Annotated in this window: 12 protein-coding genes and 1 pseudogene; 1 reads left to right on the top strand and 12 read right to left on the bottom strand. The window is 43.7% G+C overall.

The genetic code is table 11. The annotated features are described in order from the left end of the window. Positions 1-89: 89 nt before the first annotated feature. From AB4138_RS15690 to AB4138_RS15635, 12 genes and pseudogenes are all read right to left on the bottom strand, one after another. Positions 90-302 (bottom strand): annotated as a pseudogene (locus AB4138_RS15690) (gamma-glutamyltransferase); the annotation flags it as partial. Beyond that, the gene (locus AB4138_RS15685) at positions 292-375 is read right to left on the bottom strand and encodes a hypothetical protein (protein WP_371726260.1); all 84 of its coding nucleotides are present in this window, start codon (positions 373-375) and stop codon (positions 292-294) included. The pseudogene AB4138_RS15690 and the gene AB4138_RS15685, both read right to left, overlap by 11 nt. Before the next feature lie 145 nt (positions 376-520). Beyond that, positions 521-1,588 carry a sulfate ABC transporter permease gene (locus tag AB4138_RS15680; RefSeq protein WP_372306693.1) on the bottom strand — a complete coding sequence of 356 codons (1,068 nt, stop codon included), beginning with the start codon at positions 1,586-1,588 and terminating at the stop codon, positions 521-523. A 1-nt stretch (position 1,589) separates the two neighbouring features. Further along, on the bottom strand, positions 1,590-2,066 hold the full coding sequence (locus tag AB4138_RS15675; RefSeq protein WP_372306690.1) for a hypothetical protein: 477 nt from the start codon (positions 2,064-2,066) through the stop codon (positions 1,590-1,592). 10 nt (positions 2,067-2,076) lie between these two features. Next, positions 2,077-5,280, bottom strand: coding sequence for a response regulator (locus tag AB4138_RS15670; protein ID WP_372306688.1), 3,204 nt, complete (start codon positions 5,278-5,280; stop codon positions 2,077-2,079). Between the two features lie 213 nt (positions 5,281-5,493). Continuing rightward, positions 5,494-5,868, bottom strand: a complete 375-nt coding sequence (locus tag AB4138_RS15665; RefSeq protein ID WP_017060464.1) for a hypothetical protein — start codon at positions 5,866-5,868, stop codon at positions 5,494-5,496. 108 nt (positions 5,869-5,976) lie between these two features. Further along, a complete protein-coding gene (locus AB4138_RS15660; RefSeq protein ID WP_372122740.1) occupies positions 5,977-8,115 on the bottom strand; it encodes an ATP-binding cassette domain-containing protein in 2,139 nt (712 codons plus the stop codon). Next, positions 8,112-9,698 (bottom strand): ABC transporter transmembrane domain-containing protein, encoded by a 1,587-nt coding sequence (locus tag AB4138_RS15655; RefSeq protein ID WP_372133318.1) that lies wholly within the window; start codon positions 9,696-9,698, stop codon positions 8,112-8,114. The genes AB4138_RS15660 and AB4138_RS15655 overlap by 4 nt, the downstream gene beginning before the upstream one ends. Further along, positions 9,688-11,112, bottom strand: a complete 1,425-nt coding sequence (locus AB4138_RS15650) for a TolC family protein (RefSeq protein ID WP_017060461.1) — start codon at positions 11,110-11,112, stop codon at positions 9,688-9,690. The genes AB4138_RS15655 and AB4138_RS15650 overlap by 11 nt, the downstream gene beginning before the upstream one ends. Continuing rightward, positions 11,087-13,318 (bottom strand): response regulator, encoded by a 2,232-nt coding sequence (locus AB4138_RS15645; protein WP_029236454.1) that lies wholly within the window; start codon positions 13,316-13,318, stop codon positions 11,087-11,089. The genes AB4138_RS15650 and AB4138_RS15645 overlap by 26 nt, the downstream gene beginning before the upstream one ends. A 3-nt stretch (positions 13,319-13,321) precedes the next feature. Further along, a complete protein-coding gene (locus tag AB4138_RS15640) occupies positions 13,322-14,671 on the bottom strand; it encodes an HlyD family type I secretion periplasmic adaptor subunit (RefSeq protein ID WP_017064677.1) in 1,350 nt (449 codons plus the stop codon). 12 nt (positions 14,672-14,683) lie between these two features. Further along, positions 14,684-15,034 carry a hypothetical protein gene (locus AB4138_RS15635; protein WP_017060458.1) on the bottom strand — a complete coding sequence of 117 codons (351 nt, stop codon included), beginning with the start codon at positions 15,032-15,034 and terminating at the stop codon, positions 14,684-14,686. Between the two features lie 190 nt (positions 15,035-15,224). Here AB4138_RS15635 and AB4138_RS15630 point away from each other — a divergent pair. Then, a partial coding sequence (locus AB4138_RS15630; RefSeq protein WP_372306684.1) for a cadherin-like domain-containing protein occupies positions 15,225-16,252 on the top strand: 1,028 nt, incomplete at its 3' end.

The raw sequence follows: 16,252 nt of genomic DNA, 5'->3' as shown, positions 1-16,252 counted from the left end.
AAAGTGCGATCCCGCCCTGCTGCTTAGACGAGGTTCAAGCAACTAAAGACAAAATAAGGGCAAGCCTGTTACTTGCCCATTTCGTTTTATTATTCACCCATAGAGCTTGATGCACGGCGTCTGTCGGTCGCGCCATAGATCTTGCCATCTTTGACTTCAATGGCATTCAAGCCACTGACGACTGGAATGACATGCACCGGATAACCGAGCTGCATGAACTCTGGTACTAACATTTCGGCGTAGGTTTTCTTTTCGACGAGCAAACCCGTTGGGTCATAAGGTTTGGTGCGATCAATCTTGGTCTTTGTCTTTTTGGTAAAACAGCGCAAAAGTACCGCCGCCAATCCCAGTCATATCCGGTTCAACCACCGACATTGTCATCTGCATCGCCACCATTGCATCGACTGCATTACCTCCTTGCTTGAGTAACGAATACCCAGTGCTGCTTACATATGGATTCGTTGCACTTACCATAAACTCTTCGCCAGTTTCGTCTGGCGTAATTGGAAAAGGATTTGGGTTAGAAGACGAAACTCAACATGATCGTATAAAGGACGGCATCTTTGTCATCAAAACCAGTAAGTGCGTTGAAATTCTCAACAAAGGCACCGTTTGCTTTACGAGCCTCAAAATATTGCACTTCGCCATTGATGGAGACGTTAGGTAACACATCGTAATCCACACCAATTAGGTAGCTGTTTCCTGTTAGGTGTTCGTGAGAATCAAACTCTGCTCCGTAAACGACGTATGGAGTGAATAAATCTATTCTGTAGCCCAAACTAGCGTACATCGAGGACGAGATGTCACTGATTTGCCCTTCACTGGCAAGTACAGCTTGGCCGAATTCGTACTCAGCACCTAACGACCAAAGTTGGATGCGTTGGTTGTCTGCTGTTGGAAGTGAACCGATGTTTTTAATCTTTACGGTTTGGTCAAAATTGGAATCGAGGAATGACAAATTCCAACGATAATCTTCTCCACTCAATTGTAGATTGGCACCAAACATTCGATTTGTTTCAAATTCAAGTTCAGTTGTCGAATTGAAGTCGACTTCATTGTTATCTTTAATACCGAAAAATGGAGAGAGTAGTAGGGTAGCTTCATCGCTTACATCATGAGTCCAGCTCACTTTTATGCCATTGAAAGCTGTGATTCCGAGAACGCTGTTATACACCTCTGTAGGTGGCCTCGCAGTCATATAGGCTTGGCCTACATAGTAGTACTCAGAGGCAAGGAACAGTGGCAGCCTCAAGCGTCCAATACTTACATCAAAGTCATTAAATTCATAGCCTAAGTAAGCCCACTCTAGCTGCGGTTCACTCCAATCATATTGGGGTGGCTTGACAACTTGCACGGAAGCTTTGAATGAGTTGTAGAAGTAATCGAGTTGAACACCAAATGTGGTATCACAGTCGTAACAGCTCTCATCAGTAAAACCGTGGTTGATGATGAGTGGATTATCGTTATCCGATGTTGCCCAAGACGTTGAGCCAAAGCCACTCAGGGATAAATTATCGGTAAGTTCGATGTTCGCAAAAGCCGGAGAGGCAATCGAAGCACATAGCATTGACGTAATTATTTTTTTCATATTATTTCTCCGAACTTATAACGTAGAGAACGTTGGCATTTTGAGGAACCGAAGAGAGTGGGGAGTAACCAATACGGTTTGGTTTGTCATCAAGCCAGTCGACTAAGCTGTCGGTTGACGCCGTTTTGATTTCTCTTGGATAACGCGCTTTTCCTGAAAAAGATAAACCAGCCCAGTGTGCATTCATTTGAGCGGCATTTTTTCCAAGCAAAAGCTGATAAAAGTCCTCTCTTTCGGCACTGTTCTCAGGCCAATCAGACAGTTCAACACGTTTGCCATTGAGGTGCTTAGTTTTCCCTCTATAGAGCTTTCGCGCTTTGTTTATTGATATCTCTTCAAATCCGGAGTCTAAAGAAAATATGGCATAATCTTCAGCGGCGTGAGCAGGGCTTAGAAAAAGCAAGCTTCCTAATATCCCTACCGCGACTGGCAACATGACTCTGCGGGGAAGTGTTTTTATTGTTCTAATCCAATCCATGAGGTATCTCCTAACAAGTCGCACTTTCTATTTGATGGAATAGCTTTTCTTTTCTTACGGGCTTCGCTACGTATCCATCCATTCCGGAATCAAAGCACTTTTGAATATCATCATCGATAACACTAGCGGTTAACGCGATAATAGGAGTTTTGCTTAAGCCTTGGTTTTTCTCGTGTTCTCGAATCTCCTTGGTTGCCGTGAAACCGTCCATAACAGGCATCATGCAATCCATCAAAATAATGTCGAAGCTACTGTCGTTCTGGTACATATCAACGGCAATTTGTCCGTTGTCTGCAATTTCAAAGGCATATCCGGCCTTCTTCAGCATGATAGAAGCTACTTTTTGATTGACGCGGTTGTCTTCGACTAGCAAGATTCTCTCTGATTTGCTCGGAATTGCGTTTTGTTCCGCTTCTTCAGGCAAAGTACGTTTGGTCGCAGCCCCGTTGATAATTGGAGTGACAGTTGCAGGTTGTTTCTTAGGTTGAGCTTTATAGGAAGCTGGTAGTGGCATAGCTTCTACCGCGGTGAGTACTTTCTCTTTAAGCATTTCGAACTTGAATGGTTTTGGTACATAGTCATCCATACCAACGTCGAAACACCTCTGAATATCGTCATCGATGACACTGGCGGTCAATGCAATGATAGGGATGCGTCGCGTCGCTTCTGTTTCTTTTTCAATTCTTCGGATGTTGCTTGTTGCATCAAAGCCATTCATAACCGGCATCATGCAGTCCATGAGTATCACCGCGTAATGAGGATTAGCGGTGAACATGTCCACAGCTTCTTGACCATTATTAGCGAACTCGAATTCAAAACCACTTTTACCGACATGAAGACCAGCAATTTTTTGGTTGATCTTGTTGTCTTCAACGATGAGGATTTTGTGTTGGATCTCGACTGATGTCTGGCTTGCTTCTGATAGTTCCGCCAAACCTCGTGTATCACAAAGCTCAATAGCTTTAATTAAACGCAAGCCGAGTAGGGGCTGTGCGACTTGTGCAGTAACGCTGTCACCAAGATCCGCTGGCTCACTTAAGAAGGAGCGTATCAAACAGATAGTGATGCCGTTTTGGTGCAGCTTTTCTAAGTTATCTGCGTGGGTATTAGCTAGGAATGCGTCATCTTCGGCGAAAACAACAGTAATAGGTTTAGTGTGTTTTTGAGTGGAGAGCTGCTCTGTAATTGCCGTTATATCATTCGTTTTATCGGTAACCTTCAAACCATAAAGGTTAAGGTCGGACTCGATTCGCTCGGAGAGCATGTTTTCGTTACCCAGCACATAAATATCAGCCGTTGCTGTACTTGGTTTTGGCAGTATCAAGTCAACAGGTAATACCAAGTCGAAGTAGAAACAGCTTCCTTCACCTTTGACGGAGTCGAGTTGAATTTGACCACCCATCAGCTCTACCAACTGTGTACTGATGGCTAGGCCAAGACCGGTACCACCGAATTGTCTGGTTGTTGAATCATCCTCTTGAGCGAAGGGTTCAAATATTTGTTTTTGTTGCTTTGAATCGATACCAATACCTGTGTCGCGAACGGCAAATCGAATGGTGACATTATCGTCAGATTGTTCGAGCGTTTGGATTGATAATGTGACGCCACCTTCTGCCGTAAACTTCACTGCATTCGACATAAAGTTCATTAGGATTTGTCTTAAGCGGTGATCGTCGATCATCACGCGAGCTGGTGTGTCTGGGCTGATATCAACGTTAACCGATATTTTTTGTTCTTTCGCTTTTGGTGCCACAATAGAGGCGATGTCGTATATCGACTCTCTAATCGATGCAGAATGCGGGCTGATTAATAGCATGCCAGACTCAATTTTAGAGAAGTCTAAGATATCGTTGATTAAGCTAAGTAGCAGTTGGGATGAAGTTTCAATCGTATCCACATAATCACGCTGTGTGGGTGTGAGCGGCGTATCTGCGAGGATTTCCGAAATACCAATAACACCATTGAGCGGGGTGCGAATTTCATGAGACATGTTGGCCAAGAAGCTACTTTTTGCTTTGCTGGCTTGTATTGCGTGGTCTTTCGCGTGTTCGGCATCCTCTTTGGCTCTCTCTGCGTCTTCTTTTGCTACCGTCAATCTCTCTTTCGCGAGCTCTCGTTCGATGGTCAATCGTTCAACTTGCTGAGCAAACAGACTGAGTTCATCTTTACCTTGGATTAATTTATCTAAAGAAGGGCGCGTGTCATCATTTTCGCTTTTTAAGAAAGCTAACACCAAATTAAGGTTGTTAGTGACTTGTCTCGCCAAGCTAAGAGTTAAACCCATAACAATCGCAGCCAGCAAAGCGACGATTGAAATAAACAGGGTTCGTTGTATTTGCGCGTCATAGATGGCTTGCTCAACTTCTTGTTGAAACTCTTGCTTGATTACGCCGCCAAGGCTTTGTAATAAGTTGAGCCGTGCGCTCATCGCTTCTAAGCCGACAGACACTTCTTGTGGCGTCAGTTGGCTGATTGTATTTAGGTCGAGTAGCGCGCTTCTTATCTCTTGGCTTTGAGCAAACACATCATTTCGAAACACTTCAACCATCAAAGAAACTTGATGTTCGTTGGCGTTCAATGAAACAAAGCGCTCTAAGAACAATTGCTGTCTTTCACTCAAGGTTTTGATCTGTTCGGCGAGTTCTGGGTCGTACTCTTGGCTGATTTGGAAGATCTCAATCAGTGAACTACCAAGCTTGAACTCTTCGTTCGACCAAAACATCAACCACTCAAGTTGTTGAAGGGCAGTGAGGTGCTGTTGAATTTCACGTTTAGTGTTTTCAAAAGGGACTTTCTCTACTTCAAGTAACAGTTGCTTGTATAAATCGCTCTGCCATTCGAGGGCATCCAATTTATCGTAAGTGTCAGTCACTTGCATCGTCGATAAGGTCGCTTCGCTGAAATCGGCAACAAGTTGATTCATTTCATCAGATGCGTCTAAAAAAATGATGGGAGACAGGTTTTTAAGTTCTGCATTTACTTGGTTGCTTTGAGTAGCAAACTCTTCAGGGCTAGAGGCTAAGGTACTTCTATACAAAATAGAAATATCTTGAAGATAGACAGATAACTGATTGGTTCGTTCAAAATCGGTTAACTGAGTCGTTAATATATAAGCCTGTCTACCTGCTAGGAAGAGTAATAATGAAATGGGAAGTAGAACTAAGCCAAAGAGTTTATGTTTGACTGAAAGGTTATTCCAAACCGTAATCGCCATATAAGGATCCATCCAACTGTCGTTATATAAAAACAGTAGAATAAAAATGCCGATATGGAAACTTTGAAACGGTAAATTTTACGTAAGTGTGGGAGAGGTATAAGTTCTTGTGATTCCAGAGCTTATTTTGAAATGCGTTCTTTTATTAGTAATTTATAGCGTTTGGCAGTTTGTTTAATTTTATGCTTATTGATGAATCACTTAAAAAGCTTACTAATGAGGACGATTGTTATCGAGGCTTAATTCGAAAAGAAGTTGCTCTAATACGGTTTTTGCAGAGGGTTCTAATGTCCAAATACCGAGCATTCTGTTAAGTGCGGCGCGATACACTCTGTTTTTTAGTAGGAAGGCGAGTGTGCTCGTATCATTGCTGAATACGTGCATTTGTACGATGGTGAGCTCTGCTTTGTTCTCAATGTCTATTTTCTGAAGATTGAAAGCGGGTAGGAAGGCAGACTCATACCAAACCTCAACGATCTCTCGAAGCTCCATCTCTTCTTCAGGTACATCGCACTCCTGAAGTTGGTGGTTTTCAGGAATTGCGGATAAGTAAGCTACATCAAGCTTGTCTGCAACGAATGTGTACATATTCTTCCTTGTTACCTGTGGTATTGGGGCGAATCATCCCTCTCGCTTATGAATTTGTCAATTATATCCATTTCCCTAAATAGCGAATTGTGATTAAGCGTTGAGGTTTTAGCTTAAGCTGTTTAAGTATTTGTCTGTTAAGCCAAAATATTTCAAATTTCCATCCGGCTCTAACACTAAACTCATGTTTGATGTTGCGATCAAACCAGGGTCGTTGGTCGAAAAAATGACTGTTTTATTCAGCAACTTATCGCTGAACAAACGGTTAAAGTACTGCGCATTTTCATTTTCTGCACCATTGAATGGCTCATCAATAATAATCAGAGATTGCTCACAGTTACCTAAGCCGAGTGCCAGACGCAATTTTTGTTGAATTCCATTCGGGAGACTTTTGCATTTATCCACGCTTAACTGAGTAGCTAAGCCTTCCGGAAGCCATTCATCTAACTCGAAGAAGCTCACCATCTCTTGCATCTTGTCTGTTGGAATCAGCCCGTTGTGTAGAATGAAGTTGGTCTCGAGTGAGCCTTCAAAAATATGCAAATTAAAAGGGATGTAGTTAATCGAGGTGCGATAACGGTAGCTATTGAACTGTTTAATGTTGTAACCATCGACAGATACAGCGCCTTGATAGCGGTCTTCTAACCCAGCAATGATTGAAATTAAGGTGGTTTTACCGCAGCCCGTAGGGCCACAAATGACCACTTTGGCACTGGGTGGCACTTTGAAACCAAGGTTGGTTAAGCCGGTCGCCGCTCCTGCATATCGGTGACTGACACCGCTGCCCACAATGCTTCCTTGGAACAGGCGAATAGGTGGGCTTTTTTCTAAGGTCAATTTGTCGTCATTCATCGACATCAGGTTGTTTATCTGTGCTGATGAAGCCTTGATCGATTGGAACTTGGAAATTGAGTTATAGATACCCATGATTGGGCCTAACGCTTTCCAAACCAAAATAACGGTTGCGAGCATGGCACCCGCATCAGAAGTACCTTCCATCACGCCGATTACCGCGGTCACGATACTTGCTGTACCAATCACTTGAATCAAACTGCCACCAGCGGCCTGAATCTTACTGTTCGTTACGGCAACGTTCTCTGCATCGCTGGTGCTTTGCATATGCGATGCGCTGAATCGAGATTGAACGACACGAAGTAAAGGCAGGCCTTGGATAGTCTTGATACCACGAAGAATTTCATTCCATTGATACGAGACCATCGCATTGGCGCGCGAACTTTTGGATGTGGCTTGCGAGTAGATATAGCGAGAGTAAATACAGAACACTAACATCAGGATTAAACCACCCATCACCACTAATGCCGCTGTACCAGACATCAGAGCAATGGCGATGATAAATACAATCACAAACGGCATATCAAAATAGCTAAGCGTTGATTCTGCGGTCACCAAGCGTCGGAAGGTATCGATATCTTTCAAACGCGCTAACTGAGAAGAGACCCCAGCTGTAGATGTCATCGCATAAGGTAGCCACAGCAGCTTAGATATAACGGCTTGCGAGATGTGCACGGCGAGATCTTTACCGGACGTGGCAATGATATTTACCCGCATCTTTTTAAAGAAATACTCCGAGAAGCCAACAATAATGGCGAATAAGGTTAACCAATAGAGTGTGGCTTCGGAGCTCGAAGTCAGTGCGAAGTTATATACACTCATAATAAAGAATGGCTGCAATGCACCGAGAATACTGATGACGAAGCTGAGAATGATCAGGCTTTTAAGTTCATTGTTATAACGATAGAAAGCGTATTTAATCCAATTGCTTCTGTCTTGCGATTCCGGAGGTGGCTCGCGGAACAGACGAGAATATTCGCTAATCGCAATCAGCAAACAGGGCTTTTTGCACATTGGGTATTCAATGGTGTTGTTGTTCGTGTAATCAAACAGCAGCAACTTTCCATCTTTGGTGCCTAAGAAAATCGCACTTAGATTCTCTATTTCAATAAAGCATGGCTGAGGGTGTTTATCTATATTCTCGAGTGTCTTTAATTTGGTCACATCACAGCGATACCCAAGACGCTCTATGGTTGCTGTAAAGCTGTCGCTGTCTTTGTGTTTCGGAATAAAAGCATCGCTGAGTATCGCAGGTGTGCCTTCCCATTCGAGTGCTATCAAGGTGTAGGCCAAACCGCGGATAAGTGGCGATTGACTGTAACGTTCGTCGTATCCGCTGGATTCAAAATCCAAGACACGTTGCGGTACATTATTGAAGTCGACTAAGATACTCATTGGTCACCTCCGGTAAGTTTTACGCGTTTGAGGCGGTGGTTGAGTTTGTCCATTTTATTACTGGCGATGATCAAGATTTTGTCGTTGGCTCGATAAGCCGTACTGGTGAGAACCATTCGTGCAAATTCCTCATCAAACACACAGTCGATGTCATCAAATATCAATACGCGCTTACTGGCGAGCAGGGCACGGACTAATAACAGAGCATAGCCAACTTGGCGTGAGAATGGGTTACGCATATGGCCTTTGAGTTCTGTATAAAAACCGGCAGGAAGCCCATCAATTTGAGCTTTGATGTTCATGGTTTCACACAGTGCAAACGCCGTGTTATTCAAGCTTGGGCGGAAACAGGTGAGGTTATCGATAATCGTCCCTTCTACGAACGAACTGGTCTTATCAACCATCAGAACACTGTTACGCCAAACGTTGTAATTGACGTCATCCAAAGGCGTGTCGTTAATCATGATATCTAGTTTGCTATCACTGTTCTGACGCGTAATACAGTTAGCGAGGTGGGTCTTACCTGAACCACTTTTCCCTGTCAGCAAATAGGCTTGTCCGAGTTCGAACTCGATACGCTGCTTTTCAGAATACTTAACCGAGATACGTTCTACTTCTGTTGTTTCATGTTGGTGTTCAACAGAGGCGGCCAATTCAAGGAGGTCAACGATACGCTGAATATGGAGTTTGTTTAACTCCCAGCGGCTCGCGGTTCTCATTACCTGTTGATATGGCGCAAAGTAACGGTTGGTTAGCATGATGATCGCGGCCATGATGCCTTGACTCGATTCCATATTGATTACGGCAGTCGCCAAGACCACAACAACGCAAGCAATGGATAGCTGTTGGATGAGCGCCAAAATCAAGCCAAAGTTCGACTCGATTTGCTCATATTTGATGTTCTCCACTTCACGCTCTTCGACCATTTGTGTCATCAGGCTTTCAACGCGGTACTCCATGTTTCGCGCTTTAATATCAAGCGGGCTAGAGATGATCTCAATGATTTTGGAGGTAGTTAACCCTTCGATGTCTGACTTATTCTGCAAGCTACCAATTTTCTGTTTGGAAAGACTCCAAGCGAAAATCGCTAAGACAGCCGAGGCAATTAGAAGGGTGATACCTGCCCATATGTTGATGAGACCGATGATAAGTATAGTAATCACGCTAACAGCAAGGTTGATAAGCGCTCGAACCGATTCGCCACCAAAGAAGGTTTTCAATTCAGGAATGGTTGAGATTCGTTCTAGGTATTCGCCTGGCTCCAAACGTCGGAACTTAGAGATTTCCGCCAAACAGATGGATTGAAATACCTTATTGGTTAAGTTGGTCTCAAACTGCCTCATGATGACAGAGGAAATCTTCTCTTCCTGATTTTTTAAGTGATAGTCGAGGAAGATAGAAATCAAGATAATCGCGAACAATAAGAACAGAGTATCTTGTGCTTGGTTGGGTAACACTCGGTCAAAAATGATCAGAATGGAGAAGGGCAGTACCAAACCAAACAGGGTCGATATTATCGTTGAGAAAGTCAGATAACACTTATCTGCCATGTTGATCTTTTGCGAAAACTGCTCAGTTTGCATTGCGACCTCCTTTCCTCAACGACTCCGTTGAGAGAAGATGTTTAGGCACCAAATCTTGATTGTCTCGTCCCTCAATATCGCTCATTAATTGCATCACGCTTTCGATAGATTGAATTGAGAGTATTCCCTTAATTTGCTCAAGCTTGATGGTCTCGATGATGTAGTCGTATCGTGCGCTTTCGTAGTCTCTTAAGGCGCTGAATAGTTTACTTTCCGCCGCCAGCAAGTCGGTGATAGTACGCGTGCCCAATTGGTAGGCTCTTTGGATCCCTTTATAAGACGCGTAGTTGGCGCGAATGATGTTTTCGTAACTGCTTATAGACTGCGAGAAATCGTTAATGTTGAGCACGGAGGTATTCACACTGTTACGTGTGGTGTAAAGCGAATCTTGGTAAAGCAGCTCAGTACGTTCGATGGCCGTCGATGATTTTTGATAGCCGTAGTAATCAGAGCCACCAGACAAGATAGGAACTGCTAGGTTTAACCCAACACTGGTTGAGTTACTTTCGCCTGTCGCTGTAATGTCGGTTTTGTCGAAGTTATTGGCGTCATCGTGTCGATAGCTGGCTGAAAGCGATACGGTCGGTAAGAAGTTCGAACCGCTCTCTTTTAAGCTTCTGCGGCTTCTCTCTACGGTTTTCTTTGCTACCAATAAATCGTTATTCAGCTTTAACGCCTGATCCATGATCGTGCGTTGTTCTGTTTCGTTGATCTCTTTTAAAGGCACGCTTTCGTATATGTCTTGCGACGGAGTAATAGGGTATTGAATTTGAATAGAGAGCCCGTTGAGAATGACGCGACGATCTTTCTGCAAGGTTCTTAATCGGTTCGACACACCTTCTTTCTGAGCTATTACTTCGTACAGCTCACTAGCGGCTGTATTGCCGAGCTCCACATTGCGTCGCATCTGATGTTCACGCGTCTCAGACGATTTAAGTTCGACCTTAGTCGCTTTTATCTGTGCGTTGTTTTTCAAATACTCAAAGTACTGTGAGCCAATTTCAGAGATGGTGCTTTGGATTTTGTTCTCGTGTTTAATCTCTTCGATATTGAAGTCGAGCTTTGCTGTCCCATATTTGAAAATGTCACCAAGGTTGAATATGGATTGCGATAACGAAAGGCTGTAGCTGTTTGAGTTATAGCTAGAGGTTTCATCGGGTACGCTCGATAGCAAGGTTTCATTCTCGTTCCATGTGGTATCGGCAGCACCATTGAGTGAAGGCAGAAACTTAGAGCGACTGATACCAATGTTGTACTCGTTTTCTTCCACGCCCTTATCACTAGCGCGAAGAGACAGGCTGTTTTGCAGGCCGAGCTCTACCGCTTCAAGCAGGGTAGTCGCCGATGCTGAAGGTGTCGTGCTTAATACAAGCGCAGCCATGATGCTGCTAGTTAAGTTTTTGTACCGCCACATACTTGTTGATCACCTTGATGATTTGGTCGCTTTTATAAGGTTTGCTGATCACGTAATCCATTCCGGCCTCAATACAAGCCTGGTGTTCGTTACTGCTGGTCAATGCGGTTGCACCTATGATGGTACAAGGGTTTTTCTCGTTTTGTTGTTCGAATTGGCGAATACGTTTTGTTGCTTCGATGCCGCCCATCCCCGGCATGATGCAATCCATGAAGATGATGTCAGAGCGCTTATTCATGAAGTGCTTCACAGCATCGGCGCCATCGCCAACCATGTCGGGTTCGTATTCTTGCTTGGTCAAGATTCGTTTCAGTAAAATCTGCTGAACTCGGTCATCCTCTACGATCAGGAATGAGCTGTTCTCCATCTGTTCTTCCGATGCTTCCGCTTCCATAATGGTGAGTAGGTTTGGAATGAACTCATAAGGGATAGCAGGGGCGTTGATGATTTTGTCGACGAAGCTATGACACTCTTGTGCTTGCTGAGTGTTGGTCACTGACAACAGTAACTTGGTATTTGGGTGGTTCTTAAGCTGAGATTTCACAGTCTTACTTAGTGAGGGCAGTTTGTTGGGTTCAAAGGTATCGGTGAGCATAATCGCATCGTAATCACCGAACGTTTTCGCTGCTGAGAAAAGCTCATTTGCAGTGCGAATCTCGGTGATATCAAGCCCCAAGTTACTGAGCATTTTCTTCATCACATCGATGCGAACTTGAGTATTAGCACACAAGAGTAAACGCTTGCCATCAAAGCGAGTTTTCTCTGTGTGGAAGTTCTTAGCCTTAAGATCAAGCTCGATCTGAAAACGTTCCTGAGCCCCTGACTGGAACCAGTGGCTCTCGTAATATCCGTAATCCTTCAGAACGCTTTTCGCTAAGTCATCTGTGCTGGCTGTATGGTCTTTGTGTGCGCTCCAATGGAGTTTGTTGAGCTTGGCAACAGAAACATCCAGTGTTGATAAGAAGTTGAGGTTGATGGTGACACGGGTATTTTCCATGTCTGAAGCCGCACCCGATTCAATCGTTACAAACAGTTTCTTATTTGATTTGAGTTGAATGGCATTGGAAAGCTGCAGGAACAATATCCAGAACAAGCTGGTGGATTGACCTTCTACACGATTGGGTAAGTTGTCAGAGATAAAACAGTCAAGTTGGCTTTCATTACGTTGTACTTTGGCACTGATATGAATCATTAATTCAGATAACACACTCAGTAAAGAGAACTCTTTCGACTTGCTTTCCGTACCCTGTGATATCAAGCGATTATAGTTTTCTGCTAACTCAGATAGTGTGCTACACGCAGAGGTAATATCGTTCGCCATCAACACGCCGTTTTCATCGGTTTCTTGAACCAGATATTGGACGCCACCGTTGATGGTGTTTGTAATTCCGCGAATCTCATAACCGATCAGCGCATACAACTGTTTGTAGAGATCGTTATTGCGCTTTTGGTCTTCTAATTTACTGAAAATAAGTTTGAGATGAGAGTAAATCTGACGCTGCTTGGGGTTGATGCTAACTTCATTAAGAAGCTCTTCAAGACGTTGTAAATCTAGCTGCTTCAGCTCTTGATACAGGGCATCGAATTCATAGTCGATTTCGCGTTCGTTAGAACTGGATTTCTTTAGCTTCAACATAGCAACTGAGTTGGATAGAATCGTAATCACAGCCAATATCACGACCACCATAAACAACCAGATAAAGAACTCGTTCTTCTCAGACATCAAGTCATTCGCATGGTTGTTAAACATGGTGCGATAGTTGTCGTCCATCTGCAGATAGTTATTGGTCAATGAAAGGTACAAGCCTAATACGTCGTTACGTGTTTTTGCGCTATCGGAGAAACGATTAATCGCCAATTCCAGTTGTGTGTATTCAGTTGCCCCAACCAAGCTGAACTCGGTTTTGTTCAACGAGGCTAAAGAGCGAAATTCATCAATTTCAAGCTTCAAGTTAACCAGGTTGAATTGGTTAGTGCCGCAAGTGTTGGTACTTAAACACTGTTGCAGAGTTTGAATATCTTGTTCTATGGTCTGATTAAGCTTCTGGGCTTGTATGAGCAGTGGGGCGCTTTGCACTTGTGCGACTGAATCTATTTTTGACCAAGAACAGTATAAATAGAAAGCGAGCGCAGCCAATACCACGCTAAATAGTATGCTTAGACGTAGGGCGGGTATGGAAATATTGTACGAAGGTTTACCGCTCATTGATTATCTCTCATCGAAAGCATCCTCGATGGCTGACATCACCGGTTTCGCAGCGTATTCGATCACGCGACGCGAGCCTGTTTTCACATCAGCGGTAAACTCCATGTAAGGTGATAACTTGTATTGAGTGCCTCCTCGTTCAAGAAAGTTTCGGTCAATTTCAATCTCAGCTAAATAGAATTCAGCGTCTTCTTCTTCGTATGATGAACGGCTGATTGAGGCGATGGTTCCCTCAACAAACCCGTATTTTGCAAAGTTATAGGTATCCATTTTTACTTTCACTGCCTGACCAATTTCGACAAATCCCATGTCTTTACGTGGGATCTTCGCTTCACCGTGTAACGAATTATTTATTGGGGCAATATCGGCGATACTTTCTCCTGGCGGAATCACAGCAGAACGGAAATTGAAGTGAAGTTTATCGACCACACCATCGACTGGCGAGTAGACGACTAGGCGATCAACCTTGTCGGAATGCTGCGGTTGTAAGATTCGCTTTAGCTTGAGGTCTTTGTTCGCTTGAATGATTTGTGCTTGGTACTCAGAGTTTCGATTCTCAACCAAGTCACGGTGTTGCTTTTCCAGTTTGTCGAGTTGGAAACGCTCATTCATCACAGATTCGTCAAGGTTCTCAATCTCACGCACCATATTCGACTCTTGTACTTTCATGTTAAGAACGTCGACATAAGACGCCATCTCTTCTTTATAGAGGGTGTTTTTGATGTTGAGCTGCTTACGTATCAGAGAGAGTTGATTCTCTGAACTTTTGCGACGCTTTAACATTGAACTGATCAACGAGTTCTTGTGCTTAATATCGTGTGTAATGAGTTCTTCATTTGAACGGTTTTTAGAGAATTCTTGTCTCCAGGTATTCATGTTGACCTGAACTTGCTCAGGGTATTTCTCAATGAAAGCGTCGAAGTTAGGCTCTATCATGTCGCGTAAGCTTTCATAACGAATCTTATCGAGCTCTATCTGAATAATTTCAGTATTGACGGTATCAAGTTGAGTGTTACGGTCAAGTGAGCGTATTCGAGCGATAGGTTGGCCCTCATAAACGACTTCCCCTTTTCTGACTAATAATTCTTCTAATATCCCGCCTTCTAAATGCTGAACTTTCTCAACATCCGATTCCAATAGCAGTTCGCCACGTACAGAAACAACAATATCGATACGTGCTTGTGACGCCACCGCAATAGCGACCAAAGCGAGCAAGAATATAATGAGCAACGTTTTGTGAACGCTGGTCATGGCACTAGCAAGCACAATAGTGTCATCAGCTGTGACCTTAGAAGGCTCGTTATTGGAAACGAGTGCTTTTCTGAGGTGATGTTCTATTTGGTTATTGCTCATGACTGACCTCGGTTACTTGCCATCTATTACTTCCTTAATATCCAACAAGTGGTTGATTTGTCGATTGACGTTGTGCAATTCAGTTTTTACATCCTCTATTAGATCTTCCGGCGCAGGAAACTCGTGTCTACTCAAGTGTTCCAATTTGGCCATTTTTGGCGGAAGGTCTTGGTCGCAAAGCAACGTTAAGATGGTCTTCAATCGTTTTGAGTAACTATTGAGTTCATCAAAATGATTACCGTTATGAAGCGCTTCTATATTTAGGGCTGCGTCAGAAAAGTCATTGTAAAAGTCGCCTAATAGCAATTGCAGCCCTTTGTGGTTGTTGTCGACCGAGCGCAACAAATTCGTCATGTCTATCATCGCTCCACTGCCTTAATTGCTTTAATCACAATAACTAAGGATCTTTAAAGGCAGTTTTCAAATTTTTTTTGATTCTTTCTCTTTAAAAAGAAATTATGAAAAATGTTGTATAAAAAATTGGTTTTTCAAAATGATGTCCTTTAATGCCTCTATAAATACGATCAGTTAGCTAGTAGCAACGGAGGCTGTAATGGCAGGCGAAAATAACCAAAACAATCAAAATGAAGATCTAAATGACGCGGTAGAACAAACGGACACGAACGACGCGGGTACGCCCTCCCAACAGCAGAATCAACAAAATCAACAAAACACGATTGCGTCGACAATAGCGACGGGTGCTGAAAATGCGGATGCGGCAGACGAAGTTAACCAGGCTTTAGACGAAAATCCGAGTGGTGCAGGTAATGCTGAAGATGCCTCTGTTTCTGGTGCGGCTGTGCAAGAAGAGACGCCAGAAAGTGATGGAGATTCAGACGCTGCACAATCCAATGTAGTTGGTGGAGCCGCTTCTGAAGCTGGCTCGGATAACGCTGCTGGCAGTGGTGGCGGTGCTGGAGCGGGCGCACAAGCTGTAGGTGGTGATATCGCAGAGGCTGCGACAGGTGGTGTAGACGCTGAAGGTAATGAAGAACAAGGCCAAGCTGCGCGTACTTCAGCAGCGCCGAGTGCGACATCTTCAGAGTCGGGTGACCAACAAGTTGGTGATGAGCTAGATTCACAAACAGTAGAAGAGACGTTTGCAGTTGATGTTCAAGCTTCTGACGAAGAGACCATTAGCGAAGTAGAGGATGACTTTGATTCTGAAACGGTAAGCGAAACGTTTAAAATCAAAGTGGAAAGTGAAAATGATGCGCCAGAAGCTGAACAAGATCTGGCTTACATCATGGATGAAGATGGCTCCATAACATTCACTCAAGAACAATTACTCGAATACGCAAGTGATGTAGATGGGGACGAGCTTGTTGCTTCTAACGTTCAAGTTGGTGATGATGCAACAGTTCAAGACAATGGTGATGGTACTTTCACCGTTGTTCCTTCAGCTGATTTTAATGGTGAACTTGACCTTACTTTCGACATCAGTGACGGCCAAGAAACGATTAGCAGCGCAATTGATTTAACGGTACGCCCGATTAATGACGCGCCTGTTCCTGAAGATAAAACGTTTGAAATCGAGGAAGATGGCACGTTAATCTTCACCGATGCCGACCTGTTAACAGG

The sequence above is a fragment of the Vibrio sp. 10N.286.52.C3 genome, assembly GCF_041468865.1.
Classification (GTDB): Bacteria; Pseudomonadota; Gammaproteobacteria; order Enterobacterales; family Vibrionaceae; genus Vibrio; species Vibrio crassostreae_C.
This window is presented reverse-complemented; position numbering and strand designations above follow the sequence as displayed.

Excerpts from the sequence above, each read along its gene's own strand:
- AB4138_RS15685 (WP_371726260.1), bottom strand. The coding sequence starts at position 375 with ATGTCGGTGGTTGAACCGGATATGACTGGGATTGGCGGCGGTACTTTT.
- AB4138_RS15680 (WP_372306693.1), bottom strand. The coding sequence starts at position 1,588 with ATGAAAAAAATAATTACGTCAATGCTATGTGCTTCGATTGCCTCTCCG.
- AB4138_RS15675 (WP_372306690.1), bottom strand. The coding sequence starts at position 2,066 with ATGGATTGGATTAGAACAATAAAAACACTTCCCCGCAGAGTCATGTTG.
- AB4138_RS15670 (WP_372306688.1), bottom strand. The coding sequence starts at position 5,280 with ATGGCGATTACGGTTTGGAATAACCTTTCAGTCAAACATAAACTCTTT.
- AB4138_RS15665 (WP_017060464.1), bottom strand. The coding sequence starts at position 5,868 with ATGTACACATTCGTTGCAGACAAGCTTGATGTAGCTTACTTATCCGCA.
- AB4138_RS15660 (WP_372122740.1), bottom strand. The coding sequence starts at position 8,115 with ATGAGTATCTTAGTCGACTTCAATAATGTACCGCAACGTGTCTTGGAT.
- AB4138_RS15655 (WP_372133318.1), bottom strand. The coding sequence starts at position 9,698 with ATGCAAACTGAGCAGTTTTCGCAAAAGATCAACATGGCAGATAAGTGT.
- AB4138_RS15650 (WP_017060461.1), bottom strand. The coding sequence starts at position 11,112 with ATGTGGCGGTACAAAAACTTAACTAGCAGCATCATGGCTGCGCTTGTA.
- AB4138_RS15645 (WP_029236454.1), bottom strand. The coding sequence starts at position 13,318 with ATGAGCGGTAAACCTTCGTACAATATTTCCATACCCGCCCTACGTCTA.
- AB4138_RS15640 (WP_017064677.1), bottom strand. The coding sequence starts at position 14,671 with ATGAGCAATAACCAAATAGAACATCACCTCAGAAAAGCACTCGTTTCC.
- AB4138_RS15635 (WP_017060458.1), bottom strand. The coding sequence starts at position 15,034 with ATGATAGACATGACGAATTTGTTGCGCTCGGTCGACAACAACCACAAA.